The 16473-nt window shown below is 50.8% G+C and carries 16 protein-coding genes; 9 read left to right on the top strand and 7 right to left on the bottom strand.

Going from position 1 to position 16473, the window contains the following annotated elements; translation table 11 throughout:
• Nucleotides 1–149: 149 nt before the first annotated feature.
• Nucleotides 150–836 carry an ion channel gene (locus MKY48_RS28460; protein ID WP_339267961.1) on the top strand — a complete coding sequence of 229 codons (687 nt, stop codon included), beginning with the start codon at nt 150–152 and terminating at the stop codon, nt 834–836.
• A 71-nt stretch (nt 837–907) separates the two neighbouring features.
• Here MKY48_RS28460 and MKY48_RS28455 read toward each other — a convergent pair whose 3' ends face one another.
• Nucleotides 908–2287, bottom strand: coding sequence for an aldehyde dehydrogenase (locus MKY48_RS28455; protein ID WP_339267959.1), 1380 nt, complete (start codon nt 2285–2287; stop codon nt 908–910).
• Nucleotides 2288–2384: 97 nt separating this feature from the next.
• Here MKY48_RS28455 and MKY48_RS28450 point away from each other — a divergent pair, with 97 nt between their 5' ends.
• Complete coding sequence (locus tag MKY48_RS28450; protein ID WP_339267957.1) at nt 2385–3293, top strand: metallophosphoesterase; 909 nt, start codon at nt 2385–2387, stop codon at nt 3291–3293.
• A 236-nt stretch (nt 3294–3529) separates the two neighbouring features.
• Here the strand turns inward: MKY48_RS28450 and MKY48_RS28445 are convergent, their stop codons facing one another.
• Together MKY48_RS28445 and MKY48_RS28440 are read right to left on the bottom strand one after the other, a co-directional pair.
• Nucleotides 3530–4339, bottom strand: a complete 810-nt coding sequence (locus MKY48_RS28445; RefSeq protein ID WP_339267955.1) for a histidinol-phosphatase — start codon at nt 4337–4339, stop codon at nt 3530–3532.
• Between the two features lie 53 nt (nt 4340–4392).
• On the bottom strand, nt 4393–5295 hold the full coding sequence (locus MKY48_RS28440; RefSeq protein WP_071222421.1) for a LysR family transcriptional regulator: 903 nt from the start codon (nt 5293–5295) through the stop codon (nt 4393–4395).
• Nucleotides 5296–5713: 418 nt separating this feature from the next.
• On the opposite strand from MKY48_RS28440, the gene MKY48_RS28435 reads away from it, so the two are divergent.
• Both MKY48_RS28435 and MKY48_RS28430 read left to right on the top strand, forming a co-directional pair.
• Nucleotides 5714–6172, top strand: a complete 459-nt coding sequence (locus MKY48_RS28435; protein WP_076324811.1) for a chemotaxis protein CheX — start codon at nt 5714–5716, stop codon at nt 6170–6172.
• A gap of 92 nt (nt 6173–6264) precedes the next feature.
• On the top strand, nt 6265–7038 hold the full coding sequence (locus MKY48_RS28430; RefSeq protein WP_339267951.1) for an SDR family oxidoreductase: 774 nt from the start codon (nt 6265–6267) through the stop codon (nt 7036–7038).
• An 11-nt stretch (nt 7039–7049) separates the two neighbouring features.
• On the opposite strand, the gene MKY48_RS28425 is transcribed toward MKY48_RS28430, so the two are convergent.
• Together MKY48_RS28425 and MKY48_RS28420 are read right to left on the bottom strand one after the other, a co-directional pair.
• Nucleotides 7050–7883, bottom strand: coding sequence for a nucleotidyltransferase domain-containing protein (locus tag MKY48_RS28425; protein WP_339267949.1), 834 nt, complete (start codon nt 7881–7883; stop codon nt 7050–7052).
• Between the two features lie 46 nt (nt 7884–7929).
• Nucleotides 7930–8871, bottom strand: a complete 942-nt coding sequence (locus tag MKY48_RS28420) for a YafY family protein (RefSeq protein ID WP_339267947.1) — start codon at nt 8869–8871, stop codon at nt 7930–7932.
• A gap of 149 nt (nt 8872–9020) precedes the next feature.
• Here MKY48_RS28420 and MKY48_RS28415 point away from each other — a divergent pair, with 149 nt between their 5' ends.
• The gene (locus MKY48_RS28415; RefSeq protein WP_339267945.1) at nt 9021–9773 is read left to right on the top strand and encodes an alpha/beta hydrolase; all 753 of its coding nucleotides are present in this window, start codon (nt 9021–9023) and stop codon (nt 9771–9773) included.
• Here MKY48_RS28415 and MKY48_RS28410 read toward each other — a convergent pair.
• Nucleotides 9760–11040, bottom strand: coding sequence for an adenylosuccinate synthase (locus MKY48_RS28410; protein ID WP_339267943.1), 1281 nt, complete (start codon nt 11038–11040; stop codon nt 9760–9762). The genes MKY48_RS28415 and MKY48_RS28410 overlap by 14 nt on opposite strands.
• A gap of 211 nt (nt 11041–11251) precedes the next feature.
• Between MKY48_RS28410 and MKY48_RS28405 the strand changes: the two genes are divergently transcribed.
• The 4 genes from MKY48_RS28405 to MKY48_RS28390 all read left to right on the top strand — a co-directional run bounded on the left by MKY48_RS28405 (nt 11252) and on the right by MKY48_RS28390 (nt 15820).
• Complete coding sequence (locus tag MKY48_RS28405) at nt 11252–12136, top strand: LysR family transcriptional regulator (protein WP_339273690.1); 885 nt, start codon at nt 11252–11254, stop codon at nt 12134–12136.
• A gap of 257 nt (nt 12137–12393) precedes the next feature.
• A complete protein-coding gene (locus MKY48_RS28400) occupies nt 12394–13740 on the top strand; it encodes a DEAD/DEAH box helicase (RefSeq protein WP_339267942.1) in 1347 nt (448 codons plus the stop codon).
• A gap of 110 nt (nt 13741–13850) precedes the next feature.
• Nucleotides 13851–14603, top strand: coding sequence for an ABC transporter ATP-binding protein (locus MKY48_RS28395; RefSeq protein WP_213643262.1), 753 nt, complete (start codon nt 13851–13853; stop codon nt 14601–14603).
• Nucleotides 14600–15820 carry an ABC transporter permease gene (locus MKY48_RS28390; RefSeq protein WP_339267940.1) on the top strand — a complete coding sequence of 407 codons (1221 nt, stop codon included), beginning with the start codon at nt 14600–14602 and terminating at the stop codon, nt 15818–15820. The genes MKY48_RS28395 and MKY48_RS28390 overlap by 4 nt, the downstream gene beginning before the upstream one ends.
• 131 nt (nt 15821–15951) lie before the next feature.
• On the opposite strand, the gene MKY48_RS28385 is transcribed toward MKY48_RS28390, so the two are convergent.
• Nucleotides 15952–16065, bottom strand: coding sequence for a YjcZ family sporulation protein (locus MKY48_RS28385; RefSeq protein ID WP_339267939.1), 114 nt, complete (start codon nt 16063–16065; stop codon nt 15952–15954).
• Nucleotides 16066–16473: the final 408 nt, after the last annotated feature.

Here is a 16473-nt window from a genome sequence, read left to right as displayed (position 1 = left end):
AAAGATCAGGTGGAGATGAATGTAGTTTAAAGCGAGCAGGGGCCGACTACCAGCGACCTTCAGGTGCATAAATACCGTTACGAGGGTAATAAAGACGTAATGGTGCGGGCTGCCGTTTGAGGGCCACAAGCCAAAGGAGGGACTTGAAGATGTCATGGTGGATGTGGCTGCTCAATTTGACGGGCTTCCTGCTGTTGATTTATTTGTTCTACAGTATGGACAAGAAGTGGTCCAGCAGGCCTTTGCTGCTTGCTCCACTGCTCATTTATGTCCTGGTATCGGTTGAAGATTTGCTGGGGTGGATCGATCTGATGAACGTGGTGCCCGGTGAAGGCGGCATGCGCGCTCTGATCCTGCTGTTTGCATTATGCTCCGTTATTTTTTATGTGCTGTATATATTCGATAGAATTGCAGACTCCGTCAATCAGCATGTTGATATGAAAACAACCTTAGTTCGGATTAGCATGGCGGCGGGGATGTGCATTTTGTTTTTCACGATGGTGTATATGTCGATCTATAAGCTGTTCGGAGGCATTTCCTTCGAAGGCGAGAATATCGGCCAGGATTTGCTAAGCCAGTTCATTAGCTTCCTGTATTTCAGTATGGCGACGTTTGTCACGGTCGGATATGGCGATATAGCCCCAGTCGATAATACGTCCCGGCTTGTCGTGGTGATGGAGATCGCCTTCAGTTTCATTACCGTTGCGTATGCGCTGTCCATGCTGGGGACGCTGCGCCGGATCTTTAAGCCCGGCGATGACGGCTTGGAGATGGATGACAGTGAAGAGAAGTCGAAGGCCAATAAACCGCATCGGAGAAAGCATTCGTCCAGCTAAAAGAGGCGCATCTTTGACGATGCGCCTTTATTATATTTGTTCAAATGAAGTGAGCGAAGTCTTAGTTAAGACTAAGGTTTCATAAGCTTTTTCAGAATGCCGAGCCCGTTCTTGGAAGGGTAGCGGAATTTAAAATCGAACCGGTTGGTTTGCTTCAGCACGCTCTTCTTATGGGAGAAGGTGTGGAAGCTGTATTCCCCGTGGTAGGCGCCCATTCCGCTCTCACCGACACCTCCGAATGGAAGGAAGGGAGTGGCCAGATGCATCAGCGTATCGTTAACACATCCCCCGCCAAAAGAAACCGAGGAGAGTACGTAATCCTGAACGTCTTCATTCTCCGTGAACAAGTAAAGGGCGAGCGGTTTGGGGCGGTGATTAATCGCCTGGACAGCTTCGTGTACATTCTCGTAAGTCAGGATTGGGCACAGGGGGCCAAAAATCTCTTCTTCCATGACTGGCATATCCCAAGTGATATCGTCCAGCACGGTGGGCTCGATGAGCAATTTTTCCTTTGAACTGTTCCCGCCATGGCGCAGGGTTCCGTTGTCCAGAAAGCCGGACAGCCGGTCAAAATGCTTCTCCGAAACAATGCGCCCATAGTCGGGATTGGTTAGCGGGTTCTCGCCGTAGAACGAAGTGATGGCGTCTTTCAGGTGCGCGATGAACTTCTCCTTCACCTTGCTGTGTACGAGAACATAATCCGGCGCGACGCAGGTTTGGCCGGCATTTGTATATTTGCCGAATGCGATGCGTGAAGCCGCCAGGGCCAGGGGGGCATCCTCGTGGACGATACATGGGCTCTTGCCTCCAAGCTCTAGCGTCACCGGGATCAACTGCTTGGCTGCGGCTTCCATGACAATTTTGCCGACATGGGTACTGCCGGTAAAGAAGATATAATCCAGCGGCTGCTCCAGCAAGCTCGTGCTTACCTCGGGTCCTCCCTCCACCGAAGCTACATATTGCGGCTCAAACGTCTCCGTGATGATGGACGTAATGAGTCGGGATACGTTAGGTGTCATCTCGGAGGGCTTTACAATTGCGGTGTTTCCGGCGGCCAAAGCTCCGATCAGTGGAGAGATGGCCAATTGCCAAGGATAATTCCAGGGAGCAATAATCAGTGCCGTCCCGTAGGGCTCAGCGTAGACCATTCCCTTGCTGCCTACATGCGTCAGTGCGGTTTTGACACGCTGCGGCTTGGCCCAGCGCTTCAGATTCTTTATGACAAAGGAAAGCTCCTTATAGACAATCCCGATCTCAGTCGTGAAGGCCTCCTGCTCGCTTTTGTTCAAGTCTTTACGAAGGGCCTCCATGATATCGTTTTCCCTGGCAATCAGTACTTGGCGGAGCTTGGTCAGCTGCTGCAGTCGGAAATCCACTTCCTTGGTGATGTCTTTATGAAAAAAACGCCGCTGATCTGAAACTAATGCTGTGATTGAATCGTTATCAGTCATACGTAAACCCCTTTCTCTTGCTATTCCATATATATGAATAACCGTAAGGCCGTTAAAACTTGTACTCTTTTATTATTATATAGGAGGAAGTCCACCTATGAGAAATCCATCCTCGTCTACTCCCCATGGCACAGTCCAGGACGGGGCAAAGCGAGACGTCATGAAGACGAAGATGACGCGCCGCCAATTTCTGAAGATCGGTGTTTCCGCCGTGGTTGGTGTTGGCGCTGCAGGCGGGGCTTATGCGTATTTATGGGAGCCTCATCAATTGGACATTACGAGACGGACATTGGCGCTTCCTTCACTGCCTAAGGCTTTTGATGGGATGAAGGTCGTTCAGTTTAGCGACTTGCATCTGGGCTTTCACACCGGGGCAAAAGACGTGGCCCGTGTGGTACAAGCGATTCAAAATGAGAAACCGGACATGATCTGTTTCACAGGGGATATGGTGGACGGTAACACAGAGGATATGAGGGCCGCCATTCAACCGTTCACCGAGCTGAAGGCCCCTCTCGGCTTATTTTCTATATTGGGTAACCATGATTACAAAGATGTGGAGACACTGATTTCTATGGAGGAAGAGGCCGGATTTCAGGTGCTGCGGAACACCGCCGTGAAGCTAAGGCGGGATGGTGCTGTCATTGCAGTGGCAGGTTTGGACGATGCATTCTGGGGCCAGCCGGATCCGGCAGCAGTCATTCAAGATTTACCTGACGGAATGTTCAAGCTGCTGCTGATGCACGAGCCGGATTATGCTGACACAACTGCAGCCCATTCATTCCATCTCCAGCTGTCGGGACACAGCCATGGGGGCCAGATCCGCTTGCCCTGGATGGGAGAGGTGATGACGCCGCCCGGGGCAAAGCGTTATGTGCAAGGCCTATATACCATCGGTTCACATGGAATGCTGCTCTATGTAAATAGGGGAATCGGCACGACGCAGCTGCCTTTTCGTTTCTTGTGCAAACCGGAGCTTACCGTGCTCACTTTGCGCTCAATGGCATGAAGGGAATGAAATCTGTGATCTGAACATGTCAAGAGGAAAGGTTCACTTGGAATTTGTTACACAAATGAAATATACCTGTTATCAAACTCTAACAGCCGCGGGTTAAACTTATCACATGACCCCCTTTTGAGAATATATATTATGTTTTGGACCCGGTAACGGGTCCACTTTTTTTTTTGCCTATTTTGCTGTGCTGCCTATGTAAATGCAAAAAAACAGAAGGAGGGTGTACCCCTTTAAAGAGGTACGGTCACCTTCTGTTTTTGTTCGAAATATACCCATTCCGTGTATCCGATTTCTTTGAGCACTTTGGCCACTTCGTCAAATTCATCTCCGACCCGTGACGGTTTGTGGGCGTCGGAGCCGAAGGTGACGTCAACGCCGTGATGGTGCGCGACCTCCAAGATGGCGCTCGATGGATACCAGCCGCCGCACAGCTTGGTTTTGCCGGAAGTGTTGATCTCGATCGCCAGGCCTGATTCCGCGATGACTTTCAACGTTTCCTCGATCGCTTCGTCGGCCTTGATTTCGGAGAACAGCGGATAATTGCCCTTCATGGCATCCATATGGGCGATGATCTGGAATATGCCGCTTCGTGCGGATTGGCGGATCAGATTGAAGTATTCCTCTTTATCGGCAACCTGCTGCTGCTGCGTCAGGTTCTTCCAGCGGTTTTTATTGAAGATGCTGACATCCCTGACGTGATGGATGGAGCCGATGATGTAGTCAAAAGGGTAGGCATTTAATGCCTGCTGATAAACTTTAGCATGATTCGGAAAATAATCGGATTCAATGCCCAGCAGGACTTTGATTTTACCTTCATATTCCCGCTTTAAGTCCAGAACTTCTTGTACGTACTCCGCAAAGTCCCTTTTTGCCATGGAGATGGCTGGAAAGGGCTGCTCTTCCGGGCTCCCGAAGTATGGAGTGTGGTCCGAGATTCCAATCACCTGTAAATCTGCCGCAATCGCAGCCTCGATATAATCTCTAATGTTGCCGTCTGCGTGGCCGCAGCGGAAATGATGGGTGTGCAGATCAAATTTCATGTTGACCTCCTTCATATCGCTTGATTGGTTATTATTCTAGGTTTGATGTGGCGTTATTCGCTGCTGATGAACTGTGTCTCGGGCATGCCCTTCAGATCACTGAGGAATTGACGCATAGCGGAGCTGACGTATCGTCCGCTCTTATAGATTACGCCGACAGGGTGGCTAACTTCAAGCTCGCTCAGGGGAACAATCTGCAGGGTGCCGTTGCGCAGCTCCGTCGCGACGGACTGCTTCGATATAATGGCTGCGCCCAAATTGATCTCGACCATCCGTTTAATTTCTTCACTGCTTGACAGTTCCATGACAACCTGCGGCTCAATGCCGTGCTTCTTCATTACGTCATCTGCGAAGCGGCGGCCGACGGTGTCACGTGTTAGCAGAATAAGGGGGGTTCCACCCAGCACATCCATGCTTGCCGTGGAGAGTTTGGCTAGCGGATGCTGAGGGGATACGACAAGCTCAAAGGTATCGTAGTACAGAATGGATGTGCTCAAGTTGGGATTGCGCTCGATCAGATAACCGATCCCGATGTCGATGAGCCCGTTCTCTACGCTGTGATAGATTTGTGATGAGGCCATGGATTGAATGGTTGTTTTAATATGAGGGAATTGATCCTGGAAGTAGGAAAGTACCCGTGGCAGGATCTGAATCGCTATGGAAGTGGTTGTACCCAGCTGAATATGACCCTGGGGAGTTTGATCAAGGTCGGATAGCCGCTGCTTCAGCTCATCCACGATCCCGAGGATCTGTTCGGCATGGTCCACGAAGACCTGCCCCCGGTCGGTTAACGTCACGGGCTGACTCCGGTCCACCAGCACCGTTTTAAATTCTTCTTCCAGGCTCTTGATCTGGGCGGATACCGCCGGTTGTGTCAGATTAAGAAGCTCTCCCGCTTTGCGAAAGCTCATCGTTTTGGAGATGGTAATAAGCGTTTCCAATTGGCTGATGTTCATAGCCTTCCTCCTTACTTGATATATTCTTCCGCTCATCTATCGCGTGCAATCTGTATTATTTAAATTATAGGTTATTCTTCCCGGTGGAGCAATGAAGGGAGCAAACCTGGTGGTTTTCGGCCGAAAAAATGAAAAACATTTTAATTTCCATTTAATTATTATTAAAAGATGGGGAAACCTTCCGATAATAGTAAAGTAGACATAGAACAAAGGTGAGACCAAAGGCCCGTTTAAGCGAAAGGAATATCTTCGTACTAAAGCGTTTCAAGCGATAGCTGACATGGCAAGACAGTTGTTGGAATGAGGACTGTCGCTATTTTGTGATGATTTATTACAAGGTATCCATTATAATGTTTAAATATATAGGTGGGACTTTGGGACCCTGACCAACAACCCAGTGAAAGGGGCGTAATGAGGAATGAAAGCGGAAGTCATCAATCCTTTTTTAGAGTCCGCACGACACGTGATCGAACAAGTCATACAGGTTTCACCTTCCACGGGGAATCTTGGGGTCAAAGAGATCGGATATTTGGAGAATCATATCTGGATCCAAATCGGCATGACAGGCCAAATGAACGGTGACATTGTATTTGGAATTCAGGAGCAGGTAGCCCTGCAGATGGTATCGGTGATGATGGGCGGCTATGTCATTACCGAGATGGATGAGATGGGACAAAGCGCGATTTCGGAGCTCGGCAACATGATCAGCGGCAATGCCAGCACCATTTTATCGAACCAGGGCGTCAGCGTGGATATTACGCCTCCCAAAGTAATGAGGTCGGATAGCACATCCACTCTTATTCAGAAGAAGGCGCTTTGTATTCCGCTGAGAATGGAAGGAATCGGAGAGCTGGATATTCAAGTCATGATTTCATAAAATAGGAGTAACGAACCCAATGGCCGTGTATGTAAGGCTCTTTAATGATAAGGAATCAAGAGCTGTGCCGGCGAAGAAAGGGATATGAAATCATGCTGAAAAATAAAGTTATCGTCGTTACGGGAGCATCCAGCGGAATCGGCGCCTTGATCGCGGAGAAGCTTTCTGCGGAAGGAGCATACGTGGTTCTGTGCGCCCGTTCGGCAGAACGTCTGCAGGAGGTGGGTGCGCGAATACCAGGCCCCCACGAGCTTGCAACCATGGATGTTCAGAGCCCCGAGCAGGTGCAGTCTGTCATGGAAGGCCTTCTTAGCCGCCATGGCAGAATCGACGTGCTGATTAACAATGCCGGCTACGGCAAGTTCGAAGCTGTTATGGACATGCGTCAAGAAGAGTTTCAGGACATGATGGACGTCAATTATATGGGCATCGTGCGCTGTACGCAAGCCGTGCTGCCAGGGATGCTGAAGCGGGCTGACGGCCAAATCGTCAACATTGCGTCCATGGCCGGAAAAATCGGAACGGCCAAATCCACCGCCTATTCGGCCACCAAGCATGCCGTGCTTGGGTTTAGCAATTCACTCCGGCAGGAGCTGCGGAACACGGGCATAACCGTATCTACTGTAAACCCTGGCCCCATTGATACCCCGTTCTTTTCCTTGGCAGATCCGACAGGCGGTTATGTCAATAATGTGAGCTGGTTCATGATGAAGGCCGAGTATGTTGCGGAACAGGTCGTGAAGCTGGTGAAAAAACGCAAGGAAGAACTCAATCTTCCGAGGCTGGCCTCACTGGGCATAAGGCTGTACCAGCTGTTTCCAAGGTTTGCAGACCGCGTGTCTTACAAATGGATGAATAAGAAATAACGGCTGCGGCGCTACAACGCTTCGGTTTCGGCAACAAGCTCCTGAAGCAGTGCAGTGGCTTGTTTTGTTTTTTCTGTATCTGAGGAGAGCAGTGTGATTACCTGATCCAAGCGTTGCTTGTAATTGGCCGGCTTGATGGGAAAGGTTTCGATCATGGCTACCGCACGCTTCTCATTGATGCAGTACAACTCATTTTTGGCAAACAGCACTTGATTCAAGCACGAAATGCAGCGGAAGCAGTGACCGGTAACATAAGTGATATCATCGCTGGCAGCTGTTTTATCCGCAAACATCAAGGAGAAGGAGGCTTCGAAGGTAAAGAAGCCGACCATCGCATCCTTTAATGTTTTTGGATAAGGAATCGTTTTGGCTTTCAAGGTCTGTATTCGGTTATCCGAATCCGACAGTATACGACAAATCGCAAGTTCCCCCATATACATCACATTCAGATAGGCATGCGGATGTCCGGTTTGGTAATGGGCTGACACCAAGCCTGCGGAACAGTCGTCGATGATGCCGGACACGCGGTGTACATCACGGAATAAGAAATCCACATGATAACCCTCGATCACTAACCATCCGCCACCGTTAACCCAGGCACCCCATTCGCCTAATGAAGTGATAATCCCATCCCGATGCTCGTCATCTAATTTCTGCGCCACCCTAGCGATGTTCTCCACCTTAAATCCTTGTGATTCATCGTAATAAATGCCGATATCGATATCGGAATCCGGTTTGGCGGTTCCTTTGGCTCTGGATCCCCCGAGTACGACCCCTATAACGCCGGGCACCTCCCGAAGTTCTTCTGTTATCCGCTGGATTAAACGATCAACTTGTGAAGTCATGTACCTTCTCCTCCTTTATATGTTTTATACGGAATCGATTTTACCCTTATGTATACCTTAGCCTCATGGCTTCAATTTTCTCCCGGGTCCATTGAACCGCTTCGGCAGGCGAGATGATGGTTGCTTCCTCTCCGAGACGCCACACATAGTCCGAATAGAAGATGACGTCGGTCGCTGGTATTTCAAGCTGAGCGACTCCGCTGCCATCTTTGTTCTTATCGATGTGGGGACCGAGGCGAGTATCCGTTTCAAGCAGCCAAACCCCTTTAGATGTTAATTGTACCTCAAACGGCTTCATTTCCCCATTCCCGGTTTCCGGTATGTTACGCAGCGTTTGGTTAGCGATATCTTCACGGATCGCGATGGACGCATTGGGACTGGCCGCAATGATCCGGTCGACTCTGAACTGTCTGATATCCTCTTGAGTGAAACAGTAGGCAGGACAATACCAGTAGCCCGAGCTTGCATACAAACCGATAGGCTGAATATGCCGCTGGCTGCTTCCGGCGGATGAACGATAGGAGATGGTGACCGCTTGCCGAACCATGACGGCTTCCATTAGCGTTTGTAAAATCTCGGTGGACATCGCACGGAATGGACTGTGAATCATAACGCGATCCTTAAGACGGTCGATCTGCTCTTTGATATCTGCCGGCAAATAATGATAGAACTTGTGGAGTGCCGTGGCGGCTCCGTCACCGAATGGCAGGGTGCTGAAATAGCTTAAGGATTGGCAGGCAAAAAAGATGGCGATCGCTTCGCTTTCCGTGAAACTGATCGGCGGCAGCATCCGCTCCTGCAGCAGTCTGTAGCCGCCGCCTCGACCTTGCACAGAGTAGATGGGAACGCCGAGCCCGCTCAGCTCATCCAAATCTCTTGAAAGGGTCCTGACGGAGAGACCGAATTCATCGGCCAGTTCTTTTACGGTAAACGATTTTTTTGCATTGATCATCATCATTAATTGAATCAGGCGCTGGGATTTCTGCATAGAACTACCTCCGTCTCATATCATTTTTATTTTATCTTATTCTCTAAATAAGACAATATTTGTCTTATTTAAGGGATATGATGTTCTCAAGCAGCAAGGGTTCACGATGAATCCTTGGGACAGGGTCCACCATGGGAGGAGAATATAGGATGAAACAAGACAAGTTTAAAGAAGAGCTGGGATTTGTTTTTATTCATGGAGCAGGATTGAACGGAGGAGTATGGGATTTCGTTGTGGAAGGGCTGGGTCATCCGTGTTTGAAAGTGGATTATCCATTGCGGGATGGGGCAGAGATATCCGGACATCATTTGGCGCTGGAGGATTACGTAAACCATATGGCGGAGCAGGTGAGAACGTGGGGGACGAACAAGTTTGTCATTGTTGCGCATTCCTTGGGCGGGGTTTTGGCTATCGAACTGGCATCCCGGTTCACCGGCCGTGTTGCCGGGTTTGTTGCCATCGGTGCGGCCATTCCTAAGCGCGGCGGTTCGTTTGTTTCGGCGCTTCCGTTTCCCCTCAGGGTCATCATGCCGCTCATTCTAAAAATGGCTGGCACGAAACCGCCCGGATCCGCAATCCGTACTGGGCTGTGCAGTGATCTGCCGGAGGAAGTGGCCTCCCGAATCGTAGCGGAGTTTGTTCCGGAAGCTCGCAGAGTCTATACGGATCGCGTTCAAGCGTCCATTCCCGATGTGCCAAAGCTTTATGTGAAATTCACCCAAGACAAAGAGTTCGGATTATCCATGCAGGAAAGCATGATAGCCAATCTGTCTGCGGATGGGGTGGAAAGCCTCAGCACCGGCCATTTGCCAATGCTGAGCGATCCCCGTGGAGTCCGGCGGGTTCTGGAAGGCTTCGTAAATCAAGTGAAAGAAAGCCGTCACCCGGTTATCTCATCATAATCTGATCCCGTCTCGGGCCGACGGAGATCGTCTTGATGGGAGCGCCAATGGATGATTCAATGAACTGAACATATTGCTGCGCGGCTTCCGGGAGCTCGTCATAGGATCGGATATGCGACAGGTCGCATTTCCAGCCCTTCAGCGTTCTCAGAACAGGCTTCGCAGACTGCAAATCGGCCGTAACCGGAAAATGGTCAATGATGCTTCCATCCTCTAACTCGTAACCAACGCATACGGGGATGTCATCCAGATACCCCAGGACATCAAGGTTGGTGAGAACGGCTTCGGTAGCTCCCTGCACCATACAGCCGTATCGAGTGGCTACCGTATCAAACCATCCCATTCGTCTTGGCCGCCCGGTCGTTGCACCGTATTCACCTGCGTCCCCGCCGCGGCGGCGGAGCTCATCCGCTTCATCCCCGTGCAGTTCGGTCACGAAGGGGCCAGCGCCGACACAGCTTGAATAAGCCTTAACAACGGCGATGACTTGGCTGATGGCGTACGGGGGCAGTCCTGCCCCGACCGGTGCATAGCCTGCCAGCGTGGAGGAGGAGGTCGAGAACGGGTAGATCCCGTGATCCGGGTCGCGCAGTGCTCCTAATTGGCCCTCAACCAAGATGGGATCGCCTTTTATATAGGCCTGCTGCAGCAGCGTGGTCGTGTCCTCGATATACGAAGACAGGAACTGAAAGGGCTCCAGCAGTTGCGTGACCATCTCATCAACGCTTAGCGGGTCTCTCCCGTACAGATGCTGCAGCTGCACGTTCTTGATGGCGAGCATCTGCTCGAGCCGCTCACGAAGTCGCTCGGGGTGGAACAGATCAGCCACCTGGATGCCAAGCTTGGCATATTTATCCGCATAGAATGGCGCGATCCCGCGTTTCGTAGAACCGAATCCCCGGGCACCTAGCCGCTCTTCTTCCAGTTCATCCAGCAGCCGATGAATAGGAAGCACGACTTGGGCGCGCTCCGATATAAACAGCTTGGGGGCGGGAACGTTCCTTGCTTCCAGCTCCTGCAGCTCTTTGATCAATACCTCCATATCCAAAGCCGTTCCCGGACCGATGATATTCGTTACGTTGGGATAGAATACACCCGACGGCAGCATATGCAGTGAAAACTTCCCATAATCGTTAATAATGGTGTGCCCTGCATTGCTCCCTCCCTGAAATCGAACGACATACGACGATTGCGCCGCAAGAACATCCGTCATTTTTCCTTTGCCTTCATCTCCCCAATTGGCTCCTACAATGGCTGTGACTGTCAAAACGTGTTCGCCTCCTACGGTCTTTTTCTTTTACAGGGCTCATTATATGAGTTGTAGCATTATAAATAAAATTGATATTAGTAATAGTAGACATTAGATTAATTTATGTTATACGATTCTGTAGAGAAGAATACGGGTAACGGATGAATTTTTTAGCTATATCTTTCAATACAGGTTCCCGTTATCATTTGATAAAATCGAGGTTATCATGATGGAAATCAATATGGAGTGGTATCGTGTCTTTTATTGGACTGCCCGGCTCGGCAGTTTATCGAAGGCAGCGGAGCATCTGCATATCACCCAGCCGGCCGTCAGCCATACCATTAAGCATTTGGAGGGAACGATCGGAGGGCCGCTGTTCTTCCGGACAACCAGGGGGGTTAAACTTACGTCGGAGGGTGATGTGCTGTTTCGCTATATCGAGCAGGCCTTCAGCTTTATCGAGATCGGCGAGAAGGCGATTGCGGACATGCATAATTTGCATAGCGGCGAAATCAATATCGGAGCAAGCGATACGCTGTGCAAGTATTACCTGCTGCCGCATTTGGAGTATTTCCACGCCGCCTATCCGGATATTCGCATCCGCATTACTAACCGCACAACCCCGGAAACGTTGTCCCTACTCAAGGAAGGGAAGATTGATTTTGGCATCGTTCATTTACCGGCCTCCGATAAACAAATCGATTTTCGCGCGAGTTCCCCGATCCATGATTGTTTAGTTGCCGGTAAATCATTTGCGGAGCGGGCCAAATTACAACACCCGTTGTCCCTTCGTGATATCGGGAGCTACCCGCTGCTTATGCTGGAGAGGGGCGGGAGCACAAGAATGTATGTCGATCAGTATGCTGAGCTGCAGGGTGTCACGCTAAAACCCGAGTTTGAGCTTGGCAGCATTGAGCTGCTGGTACAGTTTGCCCGGAGCGGCTTTGGCTTGGCTTTTGTCATTCGAGACTATGCTAACGAGGAATTGCAAGCAGGTCAGCTGATCGAGGTGCCGCTCCATCCGCCAATTCCCGAGCGCAGCATAGGAATTGCAACGCTTCGAGGTGTTCCGCTATCTGCTGCCGCGAAGTCGTTTCTTTCTCTTTTGCCTTAAACAGATGGGTGATCAAGCCTATTCGTATGACGATGTATGATGTGCTGTTCACGCCGTTTAGGATGTTTGATTTGGTGAGGACTCCTGTTTTGGCATATAATGAAAAAGAGTGAATAACACTTATTAGGAAACACGCCTGCTACCACCACTATTAAAGTAAACAAACCACATGTATCGGAAGGTTTTTCTAGCGATATCAGGCAGACGCGCTTTGGAATGATAGACTTCTGATATCTAAAAAAAGGATGGACTAACATATGACTGCAACTACATTTCATACATTAGGAATAGCCGAGGATTTGTCCTCCAGATTAACGGAGTTTGGCATTGTCACGCCTTCTCCCGTTCAGGCTGAGGCTATACCGCGCATACTCGAAGGCAAGGACGTGCTCGCGACTTCACAGACAGGCACAGGAAAGACGCTTGCTTATTTGCTGCCTGTGCTTCAGGGCATCGATCCGGAGATCAAGGGAGCCCAGAAATTGATTCTTGCTCCGACTCAAGAGCTTGCTGTTCAGATTGTGAGAGAGAGCGAGCGTTACGGGGAAGCCCGCGGAATCGGTGTGCTTGGTCTTATCGGCGGTGCCGCTGCCAAGCGTCAGATTGAGAAGCTTAAGCTGCATCCGCAGCTGATCGTAGGGACACCGGGACGTGTGCGTGAACTGATCGAAATCCGGAAACTGAAAATGCACCAAGTGACTACGATCGTAGTGGACGAGGTGGATCAGGTGTTTAATCTGGGCGGCGCCGGCGATGTGGATCGCATTCTGCGCAGTGCATTACGTGACCGTCAATTGGTGTTCTTATCTGCCACGGTAAGTCCGGAAACGGCAGAGCTCGTTAAGAAGGAGATGGATCAGCCGGTCGAAATCGGGATTGATCCGGAGCAGCGGACGCCGTCTGCGCTGGAGCATTATTATTTTGTGACGGAAGAGCGTGACAAGTTGGACATGCTGCGCCGCGTGGTCCGGCATTACAATCCAGACCGTGCGATTGTCTTCGTCAATGCCACCGAGAATTTGGCAGAGGTTGAAGCGAAGTTGAACTACCTCGGCTTAAATGCGGCTGCCATCTATGGTGATGCCGACAAGATGACTAGAAGCCGGGTTCTGAATTCGTTTAGAGAAGGGCGTACCAAGCTCTTGGTCGCTAGCGATGTCGCTGCCCGCGGACTTGACATCGAAGGACTCGGCATGGTGATCAATTACGATCCTCCTATTGATGCCGAGCATTACACACACCGCGCAGGACGCACTGGACGCATGGGGCGGAGCGGCATGGCGATAACGCTCGTAACGGACCGTCAGACGTTTATCATGCGCAAGTTCAATCGCGAGCTGGGCATATCGATCGAAGAACGCGCCCTTTATGGCGGCAAGGTAAGAGCCCCGCGTTCAACACAAACCGATCGAGGACATGGTCCACGTGGGTCAGCCGGGGATACTGCCCGTAAAGAGAAACCAGCCCGAAAGCCTGCTTCCACCAGCGCCAATGGAAAGGCGGGAAGCGGAAAGGCATCGGGTCAGCGTCAGAGTGAAAGGGAGCGGGACCGCAAGAACAAGGGCGCTCCGAAATGGTTGAAGAACAAGCCTCCACGGAGCTAATACTCTATAAACGCGAAGCTTGTAACCGGTATGTTGTTTTCGGGTCCGATTCAGCGGATGTGGTCGAAATCCATAAGGACCGGACTTTTCAGAATAAGAGGTGATCAATAATGAGTGAACAGCCGGTATTGTCTGTTCAAGGATTAAGCGGCGGGTATAGCATGAACCGACCGGTTCTGCATGACGTAACCTTTCAGGTTGAACCGGGTGAGATGGTAGGTTTGATCGGCCTGAACGGCGCGGGCAAGAGTACCACGATGAAGCATATTCTCGGGCTGATGAATCCGCAAAAAGGGAGTATTCAGGTTCAAGGGAAGAGCCGCACAGAGCATTCGGAAGCTTATCACGGCGCCCTGGCGTTTGTTCCTGAATCCCCGCTGCTGTATGAGGAGATGACGGTACGCGAGCATCTGGAATTTACGGCACGTTCCTATGGCGTATCCCATGAAGATTATGAGGCGCGTTCGGAGCAGTTGGCGAAGATGTTCCGTATGGAAGAGAAGATGGACAGCCTGTCCACGCATTTATCCAAGGGTATGCGCCAAAAAGTGATGATCATGTGCGCTTTCGTAGCCAGACCGTCGCTGTACATTATTGATGAGCCCTTCCTTGGGCTTGATCCGCTCGGGATACGTTCGCTTCTTGACTTCATGCTGGAGCTGAAGGCGTCCGGCGCTTCGGTCTTACTGAGCTCTCATATTCTCTCCACGATTGAGAATTATTGCGACCGGTTCATCGTGCTGCACCGCGGCAGCATCATTGCTCAGGGGACGCTGAAGGAAATTCAGGATCAAGCCGGAAGACCCGGCATGTCGCTGGAGGAGCTGTTTAATGTGCTGATTCAGGACGGTAACGGCGAATGAATCTGCGTGAACTGTATGTCAAACGACGCGGACAGTTCTGGGGTGAAATTTTCCCCTATCTGGGCTATGTCATACAGAGCGGGGTAGCCGTCGTATTTCTGTTCGTTCTGATTGCGTTCGCTGCCTGGTACACCGCACTACTGCAGAATATTCCACCAGATCTGCCGATTCGCTGGATCATGATGATTTTCCTTGTGCCTCTCATGATCAACAGCAGTATCCGCACGTATCTGCGTTCGGCGGATACGGTGTTCCTCATTCCGCAGGAATCCCGGATGAAGGAATACTTCCGTAAAGCGTGGTTCAGCGGCGTCATTTATAAAATCATCGGTTTAGGACTGGTGATGTTAATTCTATGGCCTCTATACATACGCAGCGATGTTTCGCCAAAACCGCTGCTCGCTACGTTTGTTGTTCTGACGCTGTTTAAACTGCTATCCAGCTATGGGAGCTGGAAGGAGCAGCTTATGGTGTCAAGGAACGCGGCAGCAGCCTACCGGGCACTCCGCTGGATCGTTCCGGCGCTGAGCTTAGCCGCCTGGTTATGGCATCCATCGGGCCGCGCCCTCCTATTTATGGCTCTGCTCGGCCTCACGTATGTTGCCGCCTTGTCAGTCCCCGTCAAGCATTTGGTCGCTTGGGAGCGATTAATCGCCGTCGATGAGAGACAGGCGAGCCGGGTGATGATGGTGCTGAGCTGGTTCGTGAATGTGCCTCAGCGCGGGCAGCGTGTCCATGCGCGGAAATGGCTGTCCGGATGGGGCAAGGGATTGGCGTGGAAGAAGGAAAGCGCCTATCGATTTCTTCTTATTAAGAGCCTGACGCGCAGTGATATTCTGGGTATACTGATTCGGGTCGGACTGCTGGGTGCCTTTCTTGTGTGGGCAACCCGGGAGAGTCTGGTATCGGCGATTGTGTATTTGATCAGCCTGATGATCATCGGACTCCAGCTGTCTGCACTGCGAAAGCTTCATCCGGAATCGTTCTGGCTGCATGTCTACCCGCTTCCGGAAGGAACGCGCCGCGACAATGAAGGGAAGCTCATCTTCCAGGTGCAGCTGTTCTGGGCTGTCCTGCTGTGGCTCCCGCTCATTCCGGGCATTCTTAGTGCCCCCGGGCGTATATTGGGTACGCTGGTTGCAGGTATCGTGCTTGTATTTCTGTTCCGAAGCGCTGCTGCTCGGAAGAGCCGGCGTGAAGACGATGACGACGAATAAATGGGAAGAGGCCGGGACGTTAGCGTCCCGGCCTTCTATTGTCATTTATAGTATGGGTTATTTCGTTTGCAGAAATCGCAGTGCGTGGTGTGGCGACCTGCGATTTCTGTTCGGCTGTTATCTAGTTGTCATTACACCCAGAAAGAACGAGTGATGATAACGAGCAGGATAAAGAGAACCAGGATTGCTCCAACTCCGTATCCACCGCCGTATCCACCGTGTCTTACTTCTTCAACTGCACCCATGTTCATTCCCCTTTCAGTTCGTTGATTTGTAGTACACGGTATTGTATGTGGCTAATCGTCTATGTGTATGGGCGAGCGTATAGATATGGCAGAAGAAAAATGAAGGTGCTGTCCACAAAGTAATGTTCCAATTTGACGTAATTCTCCTGGGCAAGAAACAGAAGCACGCTCGTGAAGATCTTCTCCAGTACGTCTTTCATACGCTCGGGACGAAAGCGATTGATGGTTCGGAAATCCGGACGCTGTTTCTGGCAATCCACATGAACAGGACATTCTCGTGAACGGCTTTTACGATCTGACGAGAAGAGTAGATCCGTTTGTGGGGGCAACAGTTATCATGAACGAGACAGACTCCCCGTAATTGCAACATCTTAGGTTAATTTTGGGAATAATGGTGTAGTAGAAGCT

It is taken from the genome of Paenibacillus sp. FSL W8-0187 (assembly GCF_037969755.1).
Taxonomy (GTDB): Bacteria; Bacillota; Bacilli; order Paenibacillales; family Paenibacillaceae; genus Paenibacillus_AQ.
Note: the sequence above shows the minus strand (reverse complement) of the source record. Positions and strands in the feature narration are given on the sequence as shown.